Raw genomic sequence first — 21,476 nt, forward strand, 5'->3', positions numbered from 1 at the left:
TTCTCGTCGAGGAGGTTGTGCGAACCCATGGCCCAGAAGAGCGCACCCAAGGCAGCTGCGAAGAGGAGCGCGCCGAAGAAGAGCTCCGGGAAGAACGCGGCGCCGATCACCAGTCCGCTCAGCAGTTCCGACCGCGACATCACCGGGCGGGTGCTGCAGGACACCCTGCTGGACCTGATCGACCTGCACCTGGTCGCCAAGCAGGCTCACTGGAACGTCGTCGGCAAGTTCTTCCGCGACGTGCACCTCCAGCTCGACGAGCTGGTCACCTCGGCGCGGGGGTTCGCCGACGACGTCGCCGAGCGCACGGTGACCATCGGCGTCTCCCCGGACGGTCGCGCCTCGACCGTCGCCAAGGGCTCCGGACTGCCGGACTTCCCCGCCGACTGGTGCAGCGACGAACAGGTCGTCGAAGCGATCGTGGACACCCTGGGCGAGGTCGTGGCTCGCCTGCGCAAGCGCATCGACGAAACCGACAAGACCGACCTGGTCACCCAGGACCTGCTGATCGCCATCTCCAGCGACCTCGAGAAGTCGCACTGGATGTGGCAAGCCCAGCTCGCCTAGACGAGCGGGTGGGGAAGTTCGGCCGAGCTTCCCCACCCGTTGCGTCAGCGGGCGCGTTCGTACTGGACGGGCCAGATGTTGTCGGCGCGCAGCCGGTCCGCCGCGTGCAGCGGCCAGTGCGGGTCGCGCAGCAGCTCGCGACCGAGCAGCACCGCGTCGGCCGAACCCGAGACGACGATCTCCTCCGCCTGCTCCGGCGCGGTGATCAGGCCGACCGAGGCGGTCGGGACCTCGGCGTCCAGCTTGATCTGCCGGGCGAACGGCACCTGGTAGCCGGAGCGCACCGGGATCTTCGCGTCCGGGATCGCACCACCGGTCGAGGCGTCGATCAGGTCGACCCCGCGCTCGGCCAGCAGCTTGGAAAGGCGCACCGAGTCGTCGCCGGTCCAGCCGCCCTCGGCCCAGTCGGTCGCGGACAAGCGGGCGAACAGCGGCTTGCCCTCCGGCCAGGCGGCGCGGACCGCGTCGGTGATCTCCAGCAGCACCCGGACCCGGTTCTGGAACTCACCGCCGTAGGCGTCGGTGCGGTCGTTGACCAGCGGCGAGTAGAACTGGTGCGCCAGGTAGCCGTGCGCGAAGTGCAGCTCCACGACGTCGAAGTCGGCCTCGTCGGCGCGACGTGCGGCCGCGGCGAACTTCTCGGGCAGCTCGGCGACCTCCTCCGCGGTCAGGGCTCGCGGAGCGGCCAGGTCGCCGAAGGCGTTGCCGGTGGAGCTGACCGTCTGCCAGCCGCCCTCGGACTCGTCGACGGTGGCGCCTCCGGCCCACGGCTGAGCGGTGGACGCCTTGCGGCCCGCGTGCGCGAGCTGGATGCCGGTGGCGGCGCCCTGGGCGTGCACGAAGTCGTTGATCCGGCGCCACGCCGCGACCTGCTCGTCGCTGTAGATGCCGGTGTCGTGCGGGGTGATGCGGCCTTCCGGCGTGACGCCCGAGGCTTCGGCGATGACCAGACCGGCGCCGCCGATGGCGAACTGGCCCAGGTGGACCAGGTGCCAGTCGTTGGGCACGCCGTCGGTGGCGGAGTACTGGCACATGGGCGAGACCCACACGCGGTTGCGGACGGTCAGGTCACGCAGTTTGATCGGTTCGAACAGATGGCTCACACCGAGCATGACGACCGCGCGGAACAAGATATTCCGGCCCGGCGAGGGGCCTTCCTCACAACCCGGCGCGCCTGGGCGTGGTGGTGTCGAACCTCGCGCGAGGTTCGACACCACGTGGGGCCTCAGGCGAGTCCGACCGCCCGCTGGGCGAAGTGGATCTCGGTCGCTACCTGGCGCAACGTCTCCGCGACGACCAGCGAGCCGTGGCCCGCGTCGTAGCGGTAGAACTCGAACGGGATCTCCCGCTCGCCCAGCCGGTCCAGGTAGTTGAGGATCTGCTGGATCGGGCAGCGCGGGTCGTTGTCGCCGGCCAGCACCAGGACCGGCGCGCGCACCTGGTCGACGTAGGTGATCGGCGAGGCCGTCTCGTAGACCTCCGGGATCTCCTCCGGGGAACCGCCGAACAGGGCTCGGTCGTAGGCGCGCAGCGGTTCCATCTCGTCGGCGAACGCCGAGACGTAGTCGGCCACCGGCACGCCCGCGACACCGCCCGCCCAGCGCTCCGGCTGGGTGCCCAGGGCCAACAGCGTCAGGTAGCCGCCCCACGACGCGCCCGCGACGACGCTCAGCGCCGGGGTGGTCAGCCCGGACTTGATCGCCCAGTCGTGCACCAGCGCCACGTCTTCGAGCTCGGTCGTGCCCGGCCTGCCCTCGATGGCATCCCGCCAGGCCGAGCCGTAGCCGGTGGAGCCCCGGTAGTTGATCTCCACGACGGCGAACCCGGCGTCCAGCCAGGCCGCGCGGTAGGCGGAGAACCGGTCCTCGTCCGCCGCGTGCGGGCCGCCGTGCAGGCTGAACACCGTGGGGATCGGGCCGTCCCCGGAGCCTTCCGGCCGCGCGACCAGCGCGTGAACCGAGTCGTTCGGGCCGTGGGCGACCTCGACGAACACGTCGGTCACGGGTGTCGTGCCCGGCGGCCGCTCGCCGGGCGGGGTCAGCAGCACCCGGTCGTCGCCGGTGGCCGACACCGTGCGCACCAGCGACGGGGTCGCCGCCGAGGACCACACGTACTCCACGGCGTGGTCCGGCCGCACCGAAGCACCCGCGACGGTGCCGGGAGGGGTGGCGAGCTCGGTGAGCTCACCGGAGCCCAGGTCGTAGCGGTGCATGGTGGTGCGCGCGTGCTGGGTGTGGGCGATCAGCAGCGCTTTGCCGTCCGGGTACCAGTCGGCGGAGACCTCGCCGGGCAGGTCCAGTTCGATCCCGGTCTCGGTGTCACTGACGACGTCCCAGATCAGCAACTCCTCCTTGCCGCGGCGCTCGTGCAGCACCAGCAGCCTCGGGTCGCCGGTGACCGGCGCGAACTCCAGCGCGTCAAGCGACTTGCCGGGTCCGTCCCACTTCTCGGCGACCTCGGAGCCGTCGGTGCGCAGCACCCGCAGCGCGGGGTGCCGGGAGTCGCCGTGCTCCGAGTGCGAGATGACGAGCATGGTCTCGTCCCAGGACATCGCCGACAGCCCGCCGTCCTGCTCGTGCTCGTAGAGCACCTCGGGAGTGCCGCCGTCACGCACCACCCACACGGTGACGCCGTCGTCGGTGGACATGCCGAGCCCGATCACCGAGCTGCCCAGCTCCAGTCCGGCAGGGTAGCCGGGGTGGGTTCCGGGAACGGCGGGCTCGGGGTCGCCGGCATCGAACGGCTGGACCTTCCAGCTGCCGAACTCGTCGCCGTCGGTGTCGTCGAACCACCAGATCTTGTCGCCGTCGACCGACAGCGTCCCGTGGAAGGTCCCTTGTGGACGGTCGGTGACCTGCCGGTGCTCGTCGGAGTCGCGGTCCCAGGCGTAGATCTCCCAGGTGCCGCTGGAGTTCGACACGTACAGGCTGCGCTGTGGCGCGTCCCGGGCCCAGTCGGGCAGGGACACGCGCGGGGCGGTGAACCGCGTACGCCACCGGCTCTCGCGCTCCGGGTCGTCGAACAGCGCGCTGGGGATCTTCGCCTCGGGATAGGTGCTCACGTCCCCGATACTGCCCGATCGGCCCGCCGGGTGCGTGCACCCGGTCTCAGCGGTTCTTGCTGCGGGCCCGGTAGGCCGCGACCTCAGCGGTTCTTGCTGCGGGCCCGGTAGGCCGCGACGGCGTTGCGGTTGGCGCAGGCGGTGGTGCAGAAGCGGCGGGAGCGGTTGCGGGTGAGGTCGATGACCACGCCCCGGCAGTTCTCGTCGGCGCACAGCGACAGCCGGGACATCTCGTCGAGCCGCACGACGTCGACCATCGCCATCGCGGCCTCCACGATCACCCGGCGGGCCAGCGGGGCGTCGCTGTCGATCGCGTGCAGGTGCCAGTCCTCGCCGCCGTGCCGCACGAGCTGGGGGAGCGCTCCCGCTTCGGTGAGCATGGTGTTGACCAGCTCCGCCGCCCGGTCGCGGTCGGTGGTGAGCAGGTCGCGCAGGACCGGCCGCAGGGCGCGGAGCTCGTCGAGCTCGGTCTCGTCGCGGTCGTGGCGTCCGGTGTAGCGGTGTTCGGCGAACCAGGCGTCGACGGCTTGCACGGTGGTCAGCGAGTCGGGGTCCTCGGCGCTGTTGACCAGTGCCACCGCAGCCTGCAGCGCCGCCTCCGTGTCATGGCCAAAAATCATGTTGACATATTACACCCCCATTCATAGCGTCATCTGCCATGACCCGGTTAGCAAATGACAGAGCTGATGCGCGCGCTACTTCGAGGCTCGGCAGCGGACTGCTGCTCGCGCTGCTGTCGGCGGCCTCGTTCGGGATGGCGGGTGCGCTGGCGCGCGGTCTGCTCGAATCCGGGTGGAGTCCGGGTGCGGTGGTGCTGGTGCGGCTGAGCGTCGGTGCGCTGGCGCTGGCCCCGTTCGCGGTGCGCGCGCTGCGCGGCAGGTGGTGGCTGCTCCGCGCGCAGACCCGCCCGGTGCTGGTCTACGGCGCGCTCGGCATGGCGGGCACGCAGTTCTGCTACTTCTCCGCGGTGAGCACGATGGACGTGGCCGCCGCGCTGCTCATCGAATTCACGGCACCGGTGGCGATCGTGGGCTGGTTGTGGCTGCGGCGAGGTCAGCGGCCGCGACCGCTGACGGTCCTGGGAGCGTGCTCGGCCATCGCAGGACTGGTGTTCGCGCTGGACCTGGCATCGGGTGCGGACATCGCGTGGACGGGCGCGGCGTGGGCGTTCGCAGCGATGATCGGCAACGCAGCGTACTTCCTGGTCTCGGGTGAGACCGACGGCGTCCTCCCGCCGATCACCCTGGCCGGCGCGGGCCTGCTCCTCTCCGCGATCATCCTCGCCGTACTAGGTGCGGTCGGAATCCTGCCCATGCACGCGAATTTCGCGCCTGCCGTCTACGCGATCGGCGGAACCCCCTGGTGGACACCGCTCGTGGCGCTCGGCGTGATCGCCGCCGCCATCGCCTACACGACGGGCACGGCGGCCACCCGGCGCCTCGGCTCCCGCCTGGCCTCCTTCGTCGCCCTCATCGAGGTCGTCGCCAGCGCCCTGTTCGCCTGGCTGCTACTCGACCAGCAGCCGGGCCCGGCGGTGATCGTCGGCGGCCTGCTGATCATCACCGGAGTCGTCCTCGTCCGCCTCGGAGAACGGGACGTGGCCTGATCACCGCCGCACCTCGAACAGGAAGCACCCGAACTCCACCGCGCGGACGTGCGCGAGCGCCACGGCCGGATCCATCAGCAGGTCAGAAGCGGTCCGCTCGGAAAGCCCGGTTCTGCCGTCGAGCAGGCAGCCACCGAGGATCCGCCCCCCGGCGGAGTAGGCGCGCAGAACTCGCCGCGTCCCGCGGATCTCCTCCGGCCAGCCGGGATCGTCCGGTCCGGTGCAGGTGTCCGCGTGGATGAACACCGGCCCGACCTCGTCGTATGCCCCGGGCGCGACCCCGCTCTCAGCGGCCCACCGCCGCAGCGGCGCGTAGCTCACGAGGGCCACCCGTTCGCCGGCGCGCACCCGCCGCAGGCAGCACCTCAGCGGCGCGCCTCCGGCCTCATCGACGAACGGCTCGATCTCATGACCGGCGTCGTCGACGTCCTGCAGCTGCGCCAGGACTCCCTCGGCGATCGGCAGCACTCGAAGATCCATGCCCCGATCGTCGTCGCCGCAGGCACCCGGATCCGGCGGGAATCGGCCATCGCACCGGGTCAGGGATTGCGGCGGGCGATCGCCGTCGACAGCGCGGTGGCGAAGGCGCACCACGCCACGTAAGGCGCCAGGGCGGCTCCGGCTCGCGCATCGGCCCGCGCCGCCCGTGCGAGCAGGTCGACCGAGCTCGCGGTCAGCGCAGCGGCCTCCACCGCCGCCCACGAGGGACGTCGCGCGCCCCAGAACACCCAGGTCCACCCGGCGTTGAGCAGCAGGTTCCCGGTGAGGGCTGGCGCGAAACCAGAACGCCGGGGGAGCTTGGACAACGCGACCGCCGAGGACACGGCGATGTCGGCGTACAGCGCGGTCCACACCGGACCGAACACCTGCGGAGGCGGCTGCCACCGCGGCTTGCGCAACTCACGGAACCACGCCCCATCGGCATCCACCGCACGCGCCCCGACGACCGCAGTCGCCAAGACAGCAACCCCGCTCCCGACCAGCGCACGCCACCGCATCCAGCGAGTGTCACCCAACAACCACCAACCCGCCGCGCGCACGACCAGCCACCGGCCACCGAGAAGGATCCCGGATCCGAAGGTCGTTGCTGGCGTCGCCGCATGCCACCCGCTGTCATCGCCGCTCACGACCCGGCCTGGCCAGTTCGGGCGCAGCAGACCCCCTAGCAATCCAGTAGCCCTGCTCGGTGGGGCGGCAGTAGCCACCACTCGCGGGGCGTAGCGGTTCGTCCATGAAGTGCCTGGACCCAGCGGTGGGCTGCGCTTGCGGTCAGAGGGTGCCAGGGTTGCTCTTGCAGGCAAGGGGGTGCCTGACTATGACCGGCCTCGTCCACTCGTTCGCCGCTGAGAAGGCGGCGGAACCGGGTCTCTGGCGCGTCGTGCCGACAGCTCTGGGGCTGGCGTTCGCTGGTTCTGCGATCGTTGTCGGGCTGGTAGCGATCCGCTTCTACACCCGGGAGGAGAATCGGCCCAGTCGCCGCAGCCAAGTTCTGACGCTGCCGAAGGGTTGGGACTTCAAGGAGTACTGGGCAAGCAACTTGACCTTGGTGACGGCGGTGTTCACGGGTCTGTTCACAGACAAGCTGGAGATACTGACCACCAACACAACCGTGCTCCCCGTGGTCATGGTCACCAACGGGGTCGCCGTTGGGCTGCTTGGCGCAGCGCCGCTAGTGCTCACGATCGCCCGGACCCCGGAGGGTGAGACGCGGATCGCTGGGTGGCTGGTGGCCTCCATCCTTGCCCTCGGCGCCGCGGGGACCCAGCTCGGCGTCCTTGTGTGGTGTGCCGACCGCCATCTCGACCTCGGCGACGCACAGTGGATCTTGCGCCCGTTGGGAGCGTTGGCAGTGGTGCTGCTCGTCGCGTATGGCTTCTCTTCGGTGTGGCGCCCATTGGTGGCGCCACGCAATGCCGGCTGAACCGCGGGCTCTCGGCCATGTCCTCCTGGCCAGGCTTGTGCTCCCCGCTTCGGAGCAGTGGCCCCGGCTACTTCCTCAGAGTCCTTCCAGAGGCTGAGCCAAAGCTCGGGGCGCTGGAGCCCAACGTGTTGCTTCGAGTGCTACCCGAGCAGTGTTCTCCCAGCGGCGCATCCAGGCATAGGGAAAGGGCCTGGTCGGAACTCCTCGCGGGAGTCCTGACCAGGCCCTTTGCCTTGTCGGGGTGGCGGGATTTGAACCCACGACCTCTTCGACCCGAACGAAGCGCGCTCCCAAGCTGCGCCACACCCCGATCTCCAGCTCTGAGGCATCTCGGGTGCTCGCCTCAGCGCTGGACATAGCTTAGCGGATGCCCTCGCTCGCTCCGTACGGGGTCCTGCTTTCGGTGTCCTTCCTGGTCGCGGCCGGGTTTTCGGTCCGAGGCAGCAAGGTCAGCAGCGTCGCCTCCGGCGGGCATGCGAAGCGGACCGGCGCGTACGGCGAGGTTCCCAAGCCGGCCGAGACGTGCAGGTGCATCCGCTCGCCCCACGTGGAGGCGCCGCGGGCGCGGGTCCGGTCGATGTCGCAGTTGGTCGTCAGGGCGCCGTAGCCCGGCACGCGCAGCTGGCCGCCGTGGGTGTGCCCGGCCATCACCAGGTCGTAGCCGTCCTCGGCGAAGCTGTCCAGCACCCGGGGCTCGGGCGAGTGGGTGATGCCGAGCTTGAGCCCCGCATCCGCCGGGGGCTGGCCCGCGATCTCCTCGTAGCGGTCCAAGTGCAGGTGCGGGTCGTCCAGACCGGCGACGTGGATCTTCGTGCCGTTGACGTCGATGTCGTGGCGGCAGTGGGTGGCGTCGAGCCAGCCGTGCTCGGTCATCGCCGCGCGCAGGTCCCGCCACGGCAGCGGCTCACCGTGGATGCGCTTGGTCTTCGCCGACGGCAGCAAGTAGCGGGCCGGGTTCTTCGGCTTCGGGCCGTAGTAGTCGTTGCTGCCGAAGATGAACACACCGGGCTTGGACAGCAGCGGCCCCATCGCGCGCAGCGCCGCCGGGACCGCCTGCGGATGCGCCAGGTTGTCGCCGGTGTTGACCACGAAGTCGGGGTCGAGGTCGGCGAGCTCGGCTACCCAGCGCTGCTTCGACCGCTGGTTCGGCGTCATGTGCAGGTCAGAGATGTGCAGCACCCGCAGCGGGGGTGTGCCCTCGGCCAAGACCGGAACCGTCGCCTGGCGCAACGTCCAGTGCCGTCGTTCGATGGCCGCCGAGTAGGTGAGCGTCGCGGCGCCGACCGCGCCCGCGCTGAGCAGAATCCGCCCGAACTTGTTCACCCTCACAAGCCTACGTCTCGACAGGGGTCGGCGGCCCGCCGCCCACGCGCCTGGCGCGATAATCGGCGCATGGCAGAGCTCAAGGAAAAGCTGCGCGCGGACCTGTCCGCCGCGATGAAGCAACGCGACACCGCCGTCACCGGAGTCCTGCGCATGGCGCTGGCCGCCGTGGGCAAGGAGGAGGTGTCCGGCAAGCAGCAGCGGGAGCTCTCCGACGACGAGGTGCTCAAGGTGCTGTCGAAGGAGGCCAAGAAGCGTGACGAGGCGTCGGAGGCGTTCCGCTCGGCCGGTCGTGACGAGCAGGCCGATTCCGAAGCCTCCGAGGCCGAGGTCCTGCGCCGCTACCTTCCCCAGCAGCTCTCCGACGACGAGCTGTCCTCACTGGTCACCGAGGCCATCGCCGAGGTCGAGGCCGAGTCGGGCGAGCGTCCGGGCATGAAGCAGATGGGCCAGGTCATGAAAGCGGCCAACGCCAAGGCCGCGGGCCGCGCCGAAGGCGGCAAGGTCGCCGGGATCGTCAAGGCCCAGCTCCAGGGCTGAGCCACCGGCTCAGTCGCCGGCGGTGTTCCGGCGCCAGTAGGCGAGGGCGTAGAGGTGGCGGCGGTCCAGTCCGAGCTCGCGCTGGCAGTGCTCGCGCAGCTGGTGGACCGCCTCGGCCTCCGCGCCGATCCACACGTAGGGGTCCGGGCCCAGGTCGGTGTCGCGGACGGCGTCGAGCAGCAGGTCGCCCTGGCCCGCCGGGGTGCCGTTGCGGTGGAGCCAGCGCCAGGTGACCTCAGCCGCCGAGTTGATCCGCTGCTGCTCGAATTCGTCGGCGACCTCGGCGAGAACTCGCGCTCGGGCCCCGGCGGGCAGCTCTTCGAGGATCGCGGCGATCGCCGGCAGCGCCGTCTCGTCCCCGATCAGCACCAGCGGATCCGCATCGGGATTCGGTTGGTAGGCCGGGCTGGGGCCGACCGTGACGATCTGATCGCCCGGCTCGGCCTCCGACGCCCACTTGCTTCCCGGGCCGTCGTGGTCGTGGATCACGAAGTCGATCGCCAGCTCCCGCCGCTCGGCGTCGAAGCCGCGGACCGTGTAGGTGCGCTGCCGGGGCTGCTCGTCTCGGGGGAGGGCGAAGACCTCCTCGCGGGTGCGGCCCAGCGGCATCGGCTTGCCCGGCTGCGGCAGGCAGAGCTTGATCCGCTGGTCGCTGCCGTTGCTGACGAAGTCGGCCAGCTCGTCCCCGCCGAGGACCAGCCGCACCACGCGCGGTGTGATCCGCTCGGTCGACCGCACCTCGACCAGGCGGTAGCGGGACCGGGCACGTCGGGTGCTCGCCTGTGCTCTCGTCACGCGGGCGAGTTTACGAGGACCCGATTCGCCCGGTCACCGGCCTGGCGGTGAACCCGGTGGGCCGCCCGGCTGCTGCCCCGGCGGGAGCACCGGTGGTCCCGGTGGCTGACCCGCGACCGGAGGCGGTGGGGTCTCCGAGGGCGTCGGCCGCTCCGTCGACGGCGGAGGCACGTAACCGGTGCTCACCGACACCGTCACCGTCTCGCCCGGCAGCGCGAAGCCGCGCGGCGTCTGACTGGTCACCGTGCCCTTCTTGCGCTGGCTGTTCACCGAGCGCTCGGAGACCTTGTAACCGGCCTTCTCCAGGGTTTCCTTGGCGCGCTCGTCGGTCAGGCCGACCACGTTGGGCACGTGGAACTCGTCGCCGCCGTTCTCGTAGCGGTCGGTGGTCGGCGGTAGCGGAGCCACCGGCAGTCCCTCGTGGATCACGTTCATCGCCTCGAACCAGGTCCGCGCGGGAACCTTGCCGCCGTAGATGTTGCCGCCGTTGGCACCGCAGAGCTGTGGCGGATCGCTGTCGCAGATGCCTTGCGGCGAAGTGCCGTCGCTGAAGGTCAGCACGGAACCGGCGTACTGCGGTGTCGCGCCGAGGAACCCGGCCGACTGGTGAGCCTCGGTGGTACCGGTCTTGGACGCCACCGGACGGCTCCACCCCGCGCCGCTGGCCGCTGCGGCGGCCGTGCCGCCGCCGGTGTCGTCCTTGCTCATGCCGACGGCAAGCGCGTTGGCCAGCTTCTCGTCAACGGCCTGCTCGCACGGGTCCTCGGTGATCGAAACCGGGTTGCCGTTGCGGTCCTGGATCTGCTCGATCGGCGTCGGCGGGCACCAGGTGCCGCCGCTCATGATCGTCGCGCCGACGTTGCTCAGCTCCAGCGGACTCGTCGGGGCGAACCCGAGCGTGAACGCGCCGATGTTCTTCTGCTTGACGTCCTCCGCCTGCGACAGACCGCCGGAGCCGTTGGGAGTGACCGGATTTCCCGCGGAGGTGTTGTGCAGCAGCGTCTGACGCATGCCCAACCGGACCGCCATGTCCACCGTGGTATCCAGCCCGACCCGCTCCTGCAGCGCGACGAACGCGGTGTTCGGCGAGGTCGCCAGAGCCATCTGCAACGTGCGCGGGCCCGGCGCGACGCCTTCGGCGTTGCCGACCGTGTAGGGCCGGGAGCCGTTGCGGTAGACCTGCGAGGTGTAGGACCCGGGCGACTGGATGGTGTTGTAGATCCCCATCCCCTTCTCCAACGCCGCCGCGGCGCTGAACACCTTGTAGATCGACCCGGCACCGAACTTCGCCACACCGCTGGGCAGCGCGTAGGAGGTCTGGCCCTTCGACGCGTCGATGCCGAAGTCGCGGTTGGCGACCAGCGCGCGCACCTTGTGCTTGTCCTTGCCGGGCTCGACGACGCTCATCACGTTCGCGATGCCCTTGGTCGTCTTCGGCACGCCGCGCTCGGCGGCGGCTTTGGCGGCGTCGGTGGCGTGCTTGTCCATCGACGTGTGGATCGTGTAGCCGCCGGTCTTGAGCTGTTCCTCGGTGAACCCGGCACGTTCGAGGTAGTCGATGACGTAGCGGCAGAAGAACCCGTCGGACGGGCCGGCTCCGACGCAGCCGTTGGGTATGTTCTGCAGCGGCGTGACCAGGCCGAGCGGCGCGTTCCGGGCCTCGTTGGCAGCTTCCGGGGTGATCCGGCGCTGGTCCTCCATCGCCTTGATCACCAGGTTGCGCCGGTTGAGCGCCTCGTCGGGGTTGCTCTCCGGGTTCAGCGCGCTGGGGCTGTTGACCATGCCCGCCAGCAGCGCCGACTGGGCGATGGTCAGCTTGTCCGGGGTGGTGCCGAAGTAGGTGCGTGCGGCGGCGGCGATCCCGTGCGCCTGGTTGCCGTAGGGCACCACGTTGAGGTAGCGGGCGAGGATCTGCTCCTTGCTGATCTGCTTCTCCACCTGCAGCGCGATGCGGATCTCCCGCAGCTTGCGGCCGGGGGTCTGCTCGATCGCCTTGGCCTGCTTGACCGGGTCGTCGGCGGCCACCACGTGCACCAGGTAGTTCTTCACGTACTGCTGGGTGAGGGTGGAACCGCCCTGCGCGATCTCGCCGGACATCTGGTTGGTCACGGCGGCCCGCGCGGTGCCTGCCCAGTCCACCCCGTGGTGGTCGAAGAACCGCCGGTCCTCGATGGCCACGATCGCCGCCTTCATGGTGTCGGCGATCTGGTCCGGAGCGGCCGGCGTCCGATCTTGGTTGAACAGGTAGGCGATCGGCCTCCGATCCTTGTCTGTGATCGTCGTCACAAGTGGCGGTTCCTTGGTCATCATGTCCGTGGAAATGCTGTTCACGGCGTCTCCAGCGCGGTTGGAGACCACTCCGAGTGACCCCGCAGCCGGGAAGAGCAACCCCGCGACCAGCACGCCAGCCAGCACACACAGACCGAATAGCTTCAACAAGCCGTCTCGGGCACGCACGCAACCAGCGTAGATCGCACACGCGCCGTGACGGAGCGTTACACCCCAAATCCAGCCGATGTGGTGAGTCTGGAAGATAACGGGACGACAACCGTCGGTTGGTTGTGGAACCGCTGGGCTCTACAGTCCGTCTACGTCCAGCGACAGCACTGTTGTGGTTCGGCTCCCGACTTCCGAACCGCGGCATCCGGTGCCGGGGGGCTCCGGACGAAATACAGTCGCCGACGATCCAGTGAGGAGCTGGGGGAACTCTATGTTTGAGCAGGGGGACTGGCGGGTTAACGCCGCATGTCGAGACCAGAACCCGGATCAATTGTTCGTCCGCGGGGCTGAGCAGCGCAAAGCACGAATGGTTTGTTTTGGCTGCCCAGTGCGGACGGAGTGCCTCAGCGAGGCGCTAGACGGCAAGATCGAATTCGGTGTGTGGGGTGGAATGACCGAACGCGAACGCCGGGCGCTGCTGCGCCGTCGACCGGATGTTCGTAACTGGCGCGAATTGCTCGAGGCAGCGCGTCAGGATTACTCCGATATCGCCGAGTTCCAGGTGAGCTGAGCCTGAAGAAAGATCAGGCCGGGCGTGAACGCTGAAAAACGTTAATGCCCGGCCTGACTTTTTGGATTATTCCCCGGCGAGCCGCAACCCTATTTCCCGCAAACCGGCCAGATCGTGCACATCGGACGGCAAGGCAGGGACGCCAACGAGTGGCACCTCCGGGTGCGCACGGGTGAACCGTGCGAGCATCCGCTTCTCCCGGTCGGCGATCGCCACGCGGTCGGCGTGCACCCGCAGCACCGCTGCGGCCAGCGGAGCCGAACCGGCTGCCTCGATCTCGTCTGCCACCGCCGTGGCGCGGTTGGCCGCCAGCTCGGCGACCACCGGGTGGGTCCGGTTGGCGACCATGCCGACCAGCGGCATCGATTCCCCGGCCAGCCGCTCCACGAAGTAGGACGCCTCCCGCAGCGCGTCCGGTTCGGGAGCGGCGACCACCAGGAACGCCGTTCCCGGCGAGCGCAGCAGCCGGTAGGTCTGCTCGGCGCGCTGCCGGAACCCGCCGAAGGTCGAGTCGAAGGCCTGCACGAAGTTCGCGGCGTCGTTGAGCAGCTGCCCGCCGATGATCGTCGACACGGCCTTGGCGAACACGCCGAACGAGGCCCCGACGATCTTGCGCAGCCCGCGCCCGCCCGCGCGCGCCGGACTGGACAGCATCTTGATGAGCCGGCCGTCCAGCACCGTCGACAGCCGCTGCGGGGCATCCAGGAAGTCCAGCGCGGAGCGGCTGGGCGGGGTGTCGACGATGATCAGGTCCCATTCGCCGGAGGCGGCGAGCTGACCGAGCTTCTCCATCGCCATGTACTCCTGCGTTCCGGAGAACGAGGTCGAAATGGTTTGGTAGAAGGGGTTGTTCAGGATCTGCTCGGCTCGTTCGGGGCCGGCGTGCATCTGCACCATGTCGTCGAAGGTGCGGCGCATGTCGAGCATCATCGCGTTCAGGTCGCCCGCGGGTTCGAATCCCTCCAGCGACACCTGCTTGGGCGTGTTGCCGAGTTCCCGCAGGCCGAGCGCTTGGGCGAGTCGCCGGGCGGGGTCGATGGTGAGCACGACCGTCTTGCGCCCGCGCTCGGCGGCCCGCACCGCCAGCGCGGCCGCCGTGGTGGTCTTGCCGACGCCGCCGGAGCCGCAGCAGACGACGACGTGCGTGTCTGGGTCGTCCAGCAGCGCGTCGACGTCGACCCGGGCCGGCCGCAGCGGTTCGCTCATCGGTGGCTCCGGATGCCGTGTTCGGTGAATATCTCGGCGAGCTCGTAGAGCTCGGCGACGTCGATCCCAGCGGCGAGGTCGGGCAGCGAAACGGTGGGCAGGTCGGTGGCGGCGAGCTGGTCGCGCGCGGCGTCCTCGGCCCGGTGCCGGATGGCGTGCTCGATGGTCTCGTGGACGAGCCCGTCGAGGGTGTCGTCGTCGACCTCCAGCCCTGCGAATTCGAGTCCGGTGCGCACCCGGTCGGCGTTGACGCGGCCGTCGGCGGCGGCCGACACCGATCGCGCGGGCAGCCTGCCGGGCCGGACCCGGTTGAGCACGACCGCTCCGGGCCGCAGGTCGGCGGCGTCGAGCTCCTCGACGGCTTCTAGTGTTTCGCGCACAGGGAGCTCTTCGAGCAGCGTGACGACGTGGACCACGGTGTCGCTGGAGTGGACCAGGCGCACCACCCCGTCGCTGTGGTCGCGGATGGGCCCGACCTTGGCGAGGTCGGCCATGGCGCGGGCGACGTCGAGGAACTTCACCACCCGGCCGGTCGGCGGCGCGTCGACGACGACCGCGTCGTAGACGTAGCGGCCGCGCTGGTCGGTCCGGCCGACGCATTCCTTGATCTTGCCGGTGAACAGCACGTCCTGGAGCCCGGGCGCGAGGGTGGTGGCGAACTCGATCGCACCCATCCTGCGCAGCGTCCGGCCGGCGAAACCGAGGTTGTAGAACATCGACAGGTACTCGAGCAGCGCCGGTTCGGCGTCGATGGCCAGCGCCCGCAGCTCACCTCCACCGGGAGCCGCGGCGATCCACTCCTCGGAGTAGGGCAGCGGCGCGCTGTCGAAGAGCTGGGCGATGCCCTGCCGCCCTTCGACCTCGATGAGCAGCACCTTCTTGCCGCCGGTGGCCAGCGCCAGCGCGAGCGCGGCGGCGACCGTGGTCTTCCCGGTCCCGCCCTTCCCGCTGACCACGTGCAACCGCGCCCTTTCCAGCTCCCCGTCCCATGAGGTCACGCGGTCAGCGTAAGTCCCCGTTTCCCGAAATGTCTCCGCACGTGTGATCGCCGTCGTCCAACCCAACGACCGTCAGGCAAGCACCGGAAGTGTTCGTCAGTGCCCCACCCGAGCGACCGGCAACGCTGCGGGTCCTGAGCGGCGCGTGGCGAGCACGCCGCAACGCCGTGTACGGCACATGAGGAGTGCGAGCGGAGTCCGCAGGCGCCGCAAGTCCCCGCTTCTGGCGCCGCTGAGCCCGACGACCGCAGGGGCCGTGCCACGACGACGCAACCCACCGACCAGGCGGACACGACTGCCACCCAAGACGACCACCACCGCAGGAATTAGGCTCAACCCCATGCAGAAGTGGGAGTACGCCACCGTTCCGTTGTTGAGTCACGCAACCAAGCAGATCCTCGACCAGTGGGGCGAGGACGGCTGGGAGCTCGTCGCCGTGCTGCCGGGTCCGACCGGTGAGCAGATGGTGGCTTACCTGAAGCGGCCGAAGGAGGCCTGACATGGGTCGGTGGACGGATCGCCTGGCAGAGCTGGGCATTCCGCTGCCCGAGGTCGTCAAGCCCGTGGCGGCTTACGTGCCTGCGGTGCGGACGGGTTCGCTCGTGTTCACCGCGGGCCAGATCCCGATGGTGGCCGGATCGCCGGCGGGCCTGGGCAAGGTGGGTGCTGAGGTCAGCGCCGAGGAGGCCCAGCAGTACGCCCGGATCTGCGCGCTGAACGCGCTGGCGGCGGTCGATTCGCTGGTCGGACTGGATTCGATCGTCCGGGTGGTGAAGGTCGTCGGGTTCGTGGCCTCGGCTGATGGCTTCACGGGGCAGCCGGGTGTGGTCAACGGTGCTTCGGAGCTGCTGGGCGAAGTCTTCGGCGAGGCGGGGCAGCACGCTCGCTCGGCCGTGGGTGTCGCGGAGCTGCCGCTCGGCGTGCCGGTTGAGGTCGAGTTGGTCGTCGAGGTCGAGTGAAGTCGGCATTTCGGACCTGATGCGCGGCGTCGCCCTACCCGGGGTGACGCCGCGTTCTCGTTGCGTGAGGAGGGTGCGTTCGCCGGGAGCGGAGTCGTGATTTTTTCGAAGGCAGGGCTCCGGCGGGCGACTGCGACAAGTACGCTGCGATCATCCCCGATCTTCGTGCGCCAGATCAGGTGTAACCCAGATGGGGGATGTTGGTTCCAACACGTTGCATTTGGGTCGTTCAGGGGATTGTTCGACCCGGTCAGTAGCACCAAAGTTCACCTGGAAGGGTGCAGCTGCTTTTGGGGGAGCGGCGGCTGGATCCGGAACCGGAGTACTAAGCATGGAGGGGCGCCGTGGCAGTGCGTGAAACCGATCTGCTGTGCCACGAACTGTTGCTTCGGTTGGCCGGCAGGTTGCCTGACCGGCACCTGTGGCGATACCGCGACTGGCTGGCCGGGGGTGCCGCCGAGGTCGTGGCAAGGCTGCTGCCGGAGACGCTGGTCCGCGAGCGCATCGCACTCGACGACGACGAGCACCGGCTGCTCTCGGACGCGCTGCTTCCGCTGGGCGCCGACCCGGCGAAGGTCAACGCGATCCTGCCCGCGGTCGTGGACACCACGCCGCACTACTCGTTCACCACCGAACCTCCGGCCGAGAACATCGGCGACTCGGCGGTGCTGGTGCTCGGCGCGACGTTGCGCGGTCGCGCCGGTGTGCGCGAGGTGCGCAACACCTGGCGGCGCCGCGACTCGGGCGCCCCGAAGCTCGTCGTGCTGGTGTCCGCGTCGGACGACTGCGTCGAGCTCACCGGGGAGATCCAGCGGGTGCTGCGAGCGCTCGGTGACTCCGCGCCCTGCGTCGAGGTCGTGCCCAAGGACCTTGAACCGACCCCGTACCACCGGATGGCGATCGAGGAGTCGGCGCTGGTGTGCGTGGGAGCTGAAGAATTCGCCGGTCGCCGCGGCTGAGCGGGCGGCAGCTAAAGGAGGCATTCGTGGTGGACGTTGCAGAGGCCGCCGGACCAGTCGACCGGCTGCACAGCCTCTTGCTGGCCATGACCGGGCGCGTCGATGACGACGGCATCGACGGCGCTCGCGAGCTGCTGGGCGTGGGCTTGCCCGATGCCAGTGCGGAGTACCTCGCAGGGTGCCTGCTGGCCGGGCAGATCGAGGTGACGGCTGCGGAGCAGTACCACCTGCGTCGGGTCCTCGACGAGACGTGGTCCAACCGCCAGCTCGCCGACCGGCTCAAGGTGGTCGAGTCGCTGCTGCCGGAGAACCACAAGTTCAGCGCCCCCCACACCGACGACACCGACCTCGAACTGGCGCTCAAGCAGATCGGCGGGCGTCTCGCGGGGCTGCGGGGCATGTGGATCACCAGCCGGACCACGCCCGCGGGCACCAGCTACGGCGCGGTGCCGCAGGGCGTGCTGCTGGCCGAGGTCGGCCCCGACGGTACCGGTCCCGCTGTCGCCTTCCAGCTCGTCTCGGCCCTGCGCCGAGCCGGTCTGCGCTACGCGGTCGACGTCTTCGCGACCGGTGCCGACCTGCCCGAATACCACCGCGATGCGCTGTCGACGGCCCGGCGGGTGCGGTTAGAGGTAGCGCCCGTGGAGAGGGCGGCTCCCCCGGTGGCGTCGCGCACCGAACAGGTCGTCGAGCGCAGACAAGCCGAAGAGCCCCCGGCTCCACCGCCCGCGCAGCCGGCCCCGGTGGAAGAAACCCGGCCGGAGGGGGTGTCGCACGCTGTGGCCGAGCCGCAGCACGAGTTTCCCGGTGAGCCACCCGAGGACGCACACCCCGAGGCAGCGGCCGAGCAGACGGGTGTGATGATGCGCGTCCCCGCCGCGGTCGACGCGAAGTTGACCGACCGGGAGCGCAACCTGCTGCGCAAGCTGCACGAGGAGCTCGCGCACCGCGAGCAGGACGCGCCGCCCAAGCGCCAGCCCAAGGCCGAGGACGGCCGGACATCCACCATGCCCGGCGGTACCGGTGGGTTCCCCCCGATCTCGGCGAACCAGCAGGTGTACACCTCGCAGCAGCAGCGCTGATCCCTCAGACGGTGTTCGAGCGCCGGTCGCCGACATAGGGTGGCGGGCATGGATCGTTCGCTGCCAACGGGATTCGTGCCCGAGGACCGGCCGGACAAGCCCGTGCGCCCCAAGGACGCGGCAACCGTGGTGCTGCTGCGCGACGGCCCGTCGGGGCCTGAGGTGTTCCTGCAGCGCAGGGTGAGGGGAATGGCCTTCGCTGGTGGGATGACGGTGTTCCCCGGCGGCGGTGTCGACCAGCGCGACGCGGACGCCTCGATCTCTTGGAGCGGGCCGGCACCCGAGTGGTGGGCGCAGCGCTTCGGTTGCACGCCGGAGGTGGCTCGCGCGCTGGTGTGCGCGGCGGTCCGCGAGACGTTCGAGGAGTCGGGCGTGCTGCTGGCCGGGCCCGATCCGTCGACGGTCGTCGAGGACACCGGCGGCTACTCCGCAGCCCGGCAGGACCTGGTGACCAGGGATGTCTCGCTCGCCGGTTTCCTCGCCGAGGAAGGTCTGGTGCTGCGCGCCGATCTGCTGCGCCCGTGGGCGAACTGGTTGACCCCCGAGCAGGAGCCGCGCCGCTACGACACCAGGTTCTTCCTGGCCGCGATGCCGACCGGTCAGCGCGCGGACGCCATCACCACCGAGGCCGCCGAGGCGTACTGGGCGACGCCGCGGCAGGCGCTGACCGACTTCCGCGAAGGCCGCTGCCACCTGCTCCCGCCGACCGAGGTCACGCTCACCGAACTCGCCGAGGCCGACGACCTCGCGTCCGCACTGAGCTCCGAGCGGACGCTGACCAAGATCATGCCGAAGCTGGTCGAGCGGAACGGTCGCTGGCACGCGGTGCTGCCCGGCGAGCCCGGATTCGAGGAGGCGTGATGCAGCACCCCGCCTACGGCGAGCTCCGCCCGGTCACCTCCTACGCGTCGGTGCTGCTGGCCGACAACCCGAACCCGATGACGCTGGACGGCACGAACACCTGGGTGCTGCGCGATCCGGACTCGCGCGAGTGCGTGGTCATCGACCCGGGCCCGGACGACGCCGAACACCTGAGCCGGGTCGCCGGCCACGGGCCGGTGTCGCTGGTGCTGCTCACCCACCACCACGAGGACCACACCGCCGGCGTGGCGGAGTTCGTGCAGCGCACCGGGGCTCCCGTGCGCGCGCTCGACCCGGAGCTGTGCCACGACGCCGAGCCGATCACCGACGGGGAGCCGATCTACGCGGCAGGCCTGCAGCTGCGGGTGCTGACCACCGCGGGCCACACAGCCGACTCGGTCTGCTTCGTCGCCGAGCACGACGAAGCGGCGGTGTTCACCGGCGACAGCATCCTCGGCCGAGGCACCACGGTCGTCGCCCACCCCGACGGTCACCTGGGCTCATACCTCGATTCGCTGCGCAAGATCGCGTCCCTGCCACCAGGCGTCCGCGTGCTGCCGGGCCACGGCCCGGAACTCGACGACGCCCGCGCGGTGGCCGAGCACTACCTCGACCACCGCAGGCAACGCCTCGCCCAGGTCCGCCGAGCACTCGGCGACCTAGGTCCCGGAGCCACCCCGCGCCAGGTGGTCGAACTCGTCTACGCCGACGTCGACCCCGTCGTCTGGCCGGCTGCAGATCTCACGGTCCAAGCCCAACTCACCTACCTCCACGACCACGACCACCTCTGACGAGAGACGCCAGAGGTCACGTCGACCGAGCTCGGTTCACGCGGGTGTCAGAAGCGCTTGGGCATGAGTACGTGGTGGAGGTCGGGCTTCCGCCAGGTCGTGCGTCGACGTCGAGTTCCATGCGCGGGACCTAGCGACGTGCTCCGACAGCGGTGCCCGTCAGCTGCTGGCGAGGGTGAGGTCGGTCTGGCTGCGGAGGAGGGTGTTGCGGCGGAGGTGGAGGACCGCGGCGAGGGCGGCTCCTGCTGCTCCGGCGACCAGGAAGGCCGTCGGCGGCCCGGAGAGTTCGACGAGCTGACCGCTGGTGGACTGGCCGATGGCCGAGCCCAGCGTCACCGACGTGACCACCCAGCCGAACGCCTCCGCTGCGGTGCCGGGCGGGGCCGCGAACTCGACCGCGACCGAGTGGGCCGTCGACTGCGGGGTGATCAGGCAGCCCGCGACCAGCAGCATCAGCGCCAGGCCCAGCAGCGTCGTCGGGATCGCGAGCAGCGCGACCAGCCCCGCGAAGCCCAGCAGCAGCGCGGGCAGCCGCAGGTGCATCGGACGCGGCCAGGGGTGCACGCCGTAGACCACGCCGACCGCGACCGAGCTGACCGAGGCCAGGCTCATCAGCAGCCCGCCCATCGTCGGCTGACCCGCATCGACGGCGGCGGCCGGGACCGCAACCTCGATGAAGCCGATCACCACGCCGAAGCCCAGCGCGGCCAGCGCGACCGTGCGCATTGCCGGAGCTGCGATCGCTCCGAGCATGGCGCCCACGTGCTCGCTGGGATCCGGTCGCTGCGTGCGGGCCGCGCGCGTCGAGGCGAAGCCGACGCTGCCCAGCACCATGCAGGCCGAACCGACCACGACGCCCGTTCCCGCCCACGGCATCGCCACCAGCAGGCCCGCCAGGCCCGGTCCGAGGATGAAGAAGACCTCGAGGCTGATCGCCTCGTAGGAGAACGCGGCCTCGCGGACGCGCCCGGCCGGCAGCAGGTGGCCCCACAGGGCGCGCGAAGCCGACCCGATGTTGGGCTGGAGCAGGCCCATCGCGAACGCGCCCGCCACCACCAGCGATGTCGAGGCCTCCAGTTCGATCGCGGCCAGCGTCGCCACCACCGAGGCCGTGAACAGCACTGAGGTGATGTACAGCGGTTTCGACGGACCGACCCGGTCGACGATCCTGCCCTGCGCGACCGAGCCCATCGCAACGCCGATCAGCTCGGCGGCCGAGACCGCGCCCGCGATCGCGAACGACGAGCTCTCCCGCTGCACGTACAGCAGCAGGGCCATGCCGATCATCGCGATCGGCAGCCTGCCCAGCAGTGAGGTCACCACGGGGGTGCGGGCTCCGGGAGTGGTCAGGGCGGCGCGGTAGTCGGCCAGCGACGTGGATGTGGACACGCGTACCAGTATGCCGATTGTGGTACGCGGGTACCAACCAGTTATTCGCGAGCCAGGAGCGTGCTGAGTGACGTTCATTACTCAGAACGGGTGATGTGCGCAACCGTCCCCTCGGGCCACACGTCTTGGTTCGTGGAAGGGGGTTGCCGGACAGCACGGATTTCCAGCATCTTCATGGGGGAGACAACTCCACACAGACGCCTCCGGTGCCGAGGATTCGGGGCCGAAGCATCGGAGGACCGGGGAAGCGTGGTTAGTCGTCGGGGGACGAGCCGCGCGAATGTGAAGGGGCTGGAGCGCCACGTCGGGGGTGGCGCCCAGCCCCTTCACATGCATCGCTGGTCGGGCTGTGCGGAACAACCGGTCAGCAGCCTCCGCCGCCTCCGCCGTCGCCCCCTCCGGAGCCCC

The 21,476-nt window shown here is 70.1% G+C and carries 22 protein-coding genes and 1 tRNA gene; 11 read left to right on the forward strand and 12 right to left on the reverse strand.

Annotated features, from left to right (window positions below):
- Positions 1–27 precede the first annotated feature (27 nt).
- A complete protein-coding gene (locus E1161_RS14580) occupies positions 28–567 on the forward strand; it encodes a Dps family protein (protein ID WP_132623634.1) in 540 nt (179 codons plus the stop codon).
- Between the two features lie 44 nt (positions 568–611).
- Here E1161_RS14580 and E1161_RS14585 read toward each other — a convergent pair whose 3' ends face one another.
- From E1161_RS14585 to E1161_RS14595, 3 genes are all read right to left on the reverse strand, one after another.
- Positions 612–1,679: an NADH:flavin oxidoreductase/NADH oxidase gene (locus E1161_RS14585; RefSeq protein ID WP_132623696.1), complete on the reverse strand. Its 1,068-nt coding sequence runs from the start codon at positions 1,677–1,679 to the stop codon at positions 612–614.
- Between the two features lie 113 nt (positions 1,680–1,792).
- Positions 1,793–3,628 (reverse strand): prolyl oligopeptidase family serine peptidase, encoded by a 1,836-nt coding sequence (locus E1161_RS14590; protein ID WP_132623636.1) that lies wholly within the window; start codon positions 3,626–3,628, stop codon positions 1,793–1,795.
- A gap of 83 nt (positions 3,629–3,711) precedes the next feature.
- Positions 3,712–4,248: a CGNR zinc finger domain-containing protein gene (locus tag E1161_RS14595; RefSeq protein ID WP_132623638.1), complete on the reverse strand. Its 537-nt coding sequence runs from the start codon at positions 4,246–4,248 to the stop codon at positions 3,712–3,714.
- A 38-nt stretch (positions 4,249–4,286) separates the two neighbouring features.
- Here E1161_RS14595 and E1161_RS14600 point away from each other — a divergent pair, with 38 nt between their 5' ends.
- A complete protein-coding gene (locus E1161_RS14600) occupies positions 4,287–5,234 on the forward strand; it encodes an EamA family transporter (RefSeq protein WP_132623640.1) in 948 nt (315 codons plus the stop codon).
- Here E1161_RS14600 and E1161_RS14605 read toward each other — a convergent pair whose 3' ends face one another.
- Positions 5,235–5,714, reverse strand: coding sequence for a DUF1203 domain-containing protein (locus E1161_RS14605; RefSeq protein ID WP_132623642.1), 480 nt, complete (start codon positions 5,712–5,714; stop codon positions 5,235–5,237). It lies immediately after the preceding gene.
- A gap of 59 nt (positions 5,715–5,773) precedes the next feature.
- Complete coding sequence (locus tag E1161_RS14610; RefSeq protein ID WP_132623644.1) at positions 5,774–6,232, reverse strand: TspO/MBR family protein; 459 nt, start codon at positions 6,230–6,232, stop codon at positions 5,774–5,776.
- Between the two features lie 317 nt (positions 6,233–6,549).
- Between E1161_RS14610 and E1161_RS14615 the strand changes: the two genes are divergently transcribed.
- On the forward strand, positions 6,550–7,155 hold the full coding sequence (locus E1161_RS14615) for a hypothetical protein (protein ID WP_132623646.1): 606 nt from the start codon (positions 6,550–6,552) through the stop codon (positions 7,153–7,155).
- Positions 7,156–7,391: 236 nt separating this feature from the next.
- On the opposite strand, the gene E1161_RS14620 is transcribed toward E1161_RS14615, so the two are convergent.
- Both E1161_RS14620 and E1161_RS14625 read right to left on the reverse strand, forming a co-directional pair.
- A tRNA-Pro gene (locus tag E1161_RS14620) sits at positions 7,392–7,465 on the reverse strand.
- Between the two features lie 50 nt (positions 7,466–7,515).
- A complete protein-coding gene (locus E1161_RS14625) occupies positions 7,516–8,478 on the reverse strand; it encodes a metallophosphoesterase (RefSeq protein WP_132623648.1) in 963 nt (320 codons plus the stop codon).
- A gap of 69 nt (positions 8,479–8,547) precedes the next feature.
- On the opposite strand from E1161_RS14625, the gene E1161_RS14630 reads away from it, so the two are divergent.
- Positions 8,548–9,018 (forward strand): GatB/YqeY domain-containing protein, encoded by a 471-nt coding sequence (locus tag E1161_RS14630; RefSeq protein WP_132623650.1) that lies wholly within the window; start codon positions 8,548–8,550, stop codon positions 9,016–9,018.
- Positions 9,019–9,027: 9 nt separating this feature from the next.
- Here E1161_RS14630 and E1161_RS14635 read toward each other — a convergent pair whose 3' ends face one another.
- The gene (locus tag E1161_RS14635; protein WP_132623652.1) at positions 9,028–9,813 is read right to left on the reverse strand and encodes a siderophore-interacting protein; all 786 of its coding nucleotides are present in this window, start codon (positions 9,811–9,813) and stop codon (positions 9,028–9,030) included.
- A gap of 33 nt (positions 9,814–9,846) precedes the next feature.
- On the reverse strand, positions 9,847–12,270 hold the full coding sequence (locus E1161_RS14640; RefSeq protein ID WP_165939797.1) for a penicillin-binding protein: 2,424 nt from the start codon (positions 12,268–12,270) through the stop codon (positions 9,847–9,849).
- A gap of 253 nt (positions 12,271–12,523) precedes the next feature.
- Between E1161_RS14640 and E1161_RS14645 the strand changes: the two genes are divergently transcribed.
- The gene (locus E1161_RS14645) at positions 12,524–12,823 is read left to right on the forward strand and encodes a WhiB family transcriptional regulator (protein WP_132623656.1); all 300 of its coding nucleotides are present in this window, start codon (positions 12,524–12,526) and stop codon (positions 12,821–12,823) included.
- Positions 12,824–12,889: 66 nt separating this feature from the next.
- Here the strand turns inward: E1161_RS14645 and E1161_RS14650 are convergent, their stop codons facing one another.
- On the reverse strand, positions 12,890–14,029 hold the full coding sequence (locus E1161_RS14650) for an ArsA family ATPase (protein ID WP_132623658.1): 1,140 nt from the start codon (positions 14,027–14,029) through the stop codon (positions 12,890–12,892).
- A complete protein-coding gene (locus E1161_RS14655) occupies positions 14,026–15,027 on the reverse strand; it encodes an ArsA-related P-loop ATPase (RefSeq protein WP_132623660.1) in 1,002 nt (333 codons plus the stop codon). Before E1161_RS14655 ends, E1161_RS14650 begins: the two co-directional genes overlap by 4 nt.
- A 340-nt stretch (positions 15,028–15,367) precedes the next feature.
- Between E1161_RS14655 and E1161_RS14660 the strand changes: the two genes are divergently transcribed.
- From E1161_RS14660 to E1161_RS14685, 6 genes are all read left to right on the forward strand, one after another.
- Positions 15,368–15,526: a DUF4177 domain-containing protein gene (locus tag E1161_RS14660; RefSeq protein WP_132623662.1), complete on the forward strand. Its 159-nt coding sequence runs from the start codon at positions 15,368–15,370 to the stop codon at positions 15,524–15,526.
- A 1-nt stretch (position 15,527) separates the two neighbouring features.
- On the forward strand, positions 15,528–15,986 hold the full coding sequence (locus tag E1161_RS14665) for a RidA family protein (RefSeq protein WP_132623664.1): 459 nt from the start codon (positions 15,528–15,530) through the stop codon (positions 15,984–15,986).
- A gap of 344 nt (positions 15,987–16,330) precedes the next feature.
- Positions 16,331–16,945, forward strand: a complete 615-nt coding sequence (locus E1161_RS14670) for a hypothetical protein (protein WP_132623666.1) — start codon at positions 16,331–16,333, stop codon at positions 16,943–16,945.
- A gap of 26 nt (positions 16,946–16,971) precedes the next feature.
- Positions 16,972–18,027, forward strand: coding sequence for a hypothetical protein (locus tag E1161_RS14675; protein ID WP_235875030.1), 1,056 nt, complete (start codon positions 16,972–16,974; stop codon positions 18,025–18,027).
- Between the two features lie 48 nt (positions 18,028–18,075).
- Positions 18,076–18,888: an NUDIX hydrolase gene (locus E1161_RS14680; protein WP_132623668.1), complete on the forward strand. Its 813-nt coding sequence runs from the start codon at positions 18,076–18,078 to the stop codon at positions 18,886–18,888.
- Positions 18,888–19,679, forward strand: a complete 792-nt coding sequence (locus E1161_RS14685) for an MBL fold metallo-hydrolase (protein ID WP_132623670.1) — start codon at positions 18,888–18,890, stop codon at positions 19,677–19,679. Before E1161_RS14680 ends, E1161_RS14685 begins: the two co-directional genes overlap by 1 nt.
- 159 nt (positions 19,680–19,838) lie before the next feature.
- Here E1161_RS14685 and E1161_RS14690 read toward each other — a convergent pair whose 3' ends face one another.
- Positions 19,839–21,068, reverse strand: coding sequence for an MFS transporter (locus E1161_RS14690; RefSeq protein WP_235875031.1), 1,230 nt, complete (start codon positions 21,066–21,068; stop codon positions 19,839–19,841).
- Positions 21,069–21,476: the final 408 nt, after the last annotated feature.

The sequence above is a fragment of the Saccharopolyspora aridisoli genome, from assembly GCF_004348445.1.
In the GTDB taxonomy this organism is placed as follows: Bacteria; Actinomycetota; Actinomycetes; order Mycobacteriales; family Pseudonocardiaceae; genus Saccharopolyspora; species Saccharopolyspora aridisoli.

Excerpts from the sequence above, each read along its gene's own strand:
- E1161_RS14580 (WP_132623634.1), top strand. The coding sequence starts at position 28 with ATGGCCCAGAAGAGCGCACCCAAGGCAGCTGCGAAGAGGAGCGCGCCG.
- E1161_RS14585 (WP_132623696.1), bottom strand. The coding sequence starts at position 1,679 with ATGCTCGGTGTGAGCCATCTGTTCGAACCGATCAAACTGCGTGACCTG.
- E1161_RS14595 (WP_132623638.1), bottom strand. The coding sequence starts at position 4,248 with ATGATTTTTGGCCATGACACGGAGGCGGCGCTGCAGGCTGCGGTGGCA.
- E1161_RS14600 (WP_132623640.1), top strand. The coding sequence starts at position 4,287 with ATGACCCGGTTAGCAAATGACAGAGCTGATGCGCGCGCTACTTCGAGG.
- E1161_RS14605 (WP_132623642.1), bottom strand. The coding sequence starts at position 5,714 with ATGGATCTTCGAGTGCTGCCGATCGCCGAGGGAGTCCTGGCGCAGCTG.
- E1161_RS14610 (WP_132623644.1), bottom strand. The coding sequence starts at position 6,232 with ATGCGGTGGCGTGCGCTGGTCGGGAGCGGGGTTGCTGTCTTGGCGACT.
- E1161_RS14615 (WP_132623646.1), top strand. The coding sequence starts at position 6,550 with ATGACCGGCCTCGTCCACTCGTTCGCCGCTGAGAAGGCGGCGGAACCG.
- E1161_RS14630 (WP_132623650.1), top strand. The coding sequence starts at position 8,548 with ATGGCAGAGCTCAAGGAAAAGCTGCGCGCGGACCTGTCCGCCGCGATG.
- E1161_RS14645 (WP_132623656.1), top strand. The coding sequence starts at position 12,524 with ATGTTTGAGCAGGGGGACTGGCGGGTTAACGCCGCATGTCGAGACCAG.
- E1161_RS14650 (WP_132623658.1), bottom strand. The coding sequence starts at position 14,029 with ATGAGCGAACCGCTGCGGCCGGCCCGGGTCGACGTCGACGCGCTGCTG.
- E1161_RS14660 (WP_132623662.1), top strand. The coding sequence starts at position 15,368 with ATGCAGAAGTGGGAGTACGCCACCGTTCCGTTGTTGAGTCACGCAACC.
- E1161_RS14665 (WP_132623664.1), top strand. The coding sequence starts at position 15,528 with ATGGGTCGGTGGACGGATCGCCTGGCAGAGCTGGGCATTCCGCTGCCC.
- E1161_RS14680 (WP_132623668.1), top strand. The coding sequence starts at position 18,076 with ATGGATCGTTCGCTGCCAACGGGATTCGTGCCCGAGGACCGGCCGGAC.
- E1161_RS14685 (WP_132623670.1), top strand. The coding sequence starts at position 18,888 with ATGCAGCACCCCGCCTACGGCGAGCTCCGCCCGGTCACCTCCTACGCG.